The organism is Mesorhizobium sp. M5C.F.Ca.IN.020.32.2.1 (assembly GCF_004023105.1).
Taxonomy (GTDB): Bacteria; Pseudomonadota; Alphaproteobacteria; order Rhizobiales; family Rhizobiaceae; genus Mesorhizobium; species Mesorhizobium wenxiniae.
Genome location: NZ_RZSX01001215.1, coordinates 1 through 1,456 on the forward strand (window position 1 = coordinate 1; position 1,456 = coordinate 1,456).

At 61.1% G+C, this 1,456-nt stretch carries 2 protein-coding genes; both read left to right on the plus strand.

Annotated features, from left to right (window positions below; translation table 11 throughout):
• The coding region (locus EOA86_RS34510) for a Crp/Fnr family transcriptional regulator (protein ID WP_164892320.1) at positions 1-541 on the plus strand (541 nt) is incomplete at its 5' end.
• Positions 542-626: 85 nt separating this feature from the next.
• Entirely contained in the window at positions 627-818 is a 192-nt protein-coding gene (locus tag EOA86_RS34515; RefSeq protein ID WP_128345595.1) for a hypothetical protein, read from the plus strand.
• The last annotated feature ends 638 nt before the right edge of the window (positions 819-1,456 follow it).

Genomic DNA, 1,456 nt, shown 5'->3' on the forward strand with positions numbered 1-1,456 from the left:
CTTCTTCCTGCTGGAAGGACGGGCTCGCGTGACACTGGTTTCAGCGGACGGCAGGGAGATAGCGTATCGCGATGTCGAACCGGGTGACATTTTCGGGGAGCTCGGAGGCATTGACGGGATTGCACGCTCTGCCAGCGTAGTCGCGCTGGAGGCAACCCGCGCTGCACGGCTGTCCGGCACAGCATTCCGGGATATCGTGATGACCCACCCGACTTTCGCCTGGATGCTGCTTGAGCATCTGTCTGCCCAGCTCCGGCGCATGACCGAGCGGGTATTCGAATACAGCACTCTGGTCGTGCGAAAACGGCTGATCGTCGAGCTCCTGCATCGGGCGGAGAAAGCCGCACTCGTGGACGGCGAGGTGTCCATAAGCCCGGCACCGACGCATTCCGAGCTGGCGGCAACGATCAGCACGCACAGGGAAGCGGTCTCGCGCGAAATGAGCGACCTCGCCAAGAGAGGCCTGATCGAAAAGCGCGGCAGCAGGTTATTGCTGCATGACGTCTCGGCACTACGGGCGCTGGTCGACAAGAAGGAATAACGAAGGCTGTCGCTGCGGCGGGGGGCACCGCACGTTTCATACTCCTCGGCCGCAAGTGATTCGCGCAGCCCGCGCCTTGGCTGACATGGACCAAGGGACGCTTGCGAAGCGTGCCGGAATCAACATCAACACGGTAAGCGCCATGGAGAAGAAAGGCGCCGAAGGGCTCACGAGTGGCCTTGATAAGGTGTGCGCCGTGATGACCGTGCTGGAGGCCGAGGGCATCGAGTTTCTGAATCACGGAAGCCCGGGTGTCCGACTGAAGGCGAAGCCGTGATCGGGGATGATCTGGAGGCCCAAGGGCTTTCCTACCGAAAGGCGCGGCGGAGTAGCGCGCCCTTGCGAAGGCGAAGCTTTTGAAGTTCAGTGCGCGCGCAGGGGGGAACCATCATGCGCAAACGCAACATTTTCGCGGCGGCAGGGGCCGCGACCATCCTATTAAGCGGCTGCTCCGGTTCGGGCCTAGGTATGCCTGGCTCACCTGCTTGGTTGCAACAACACCGCAAGCGGAACAGGCGACTTATTTCCGGAACCGATGCGTCTCCTACGGCTTCGAGCCAGGGACCTCAGCCATGGCGCAATGCATCCAGAACGAGTCCATTTCGTCTCGCGGCAGGGCATCAGCCCGAGCAAATGCGGCTTTTGCAAACATGCAGAACAGTCAGCCAAGAACAACGACTTGCAACCGCTTCGGTAACACTGTGAATTGCACGACTTTTTGATGGGACACTAGCCGGCGACACTCTTTATGTCACATGGCCCGCCAGTCCGCTTTGACGACGCGGCGGGTATAGGCTCGCTCGACGCCGACGACCGCTTCGTCCTTCGTGGGCACCTTCCCGTTCGCGCCACCTTCACAACATGTCCAGAACCATGTCCCGGCTTCTTTGCCGTGGAGCGTCTTCAGGATGCGGC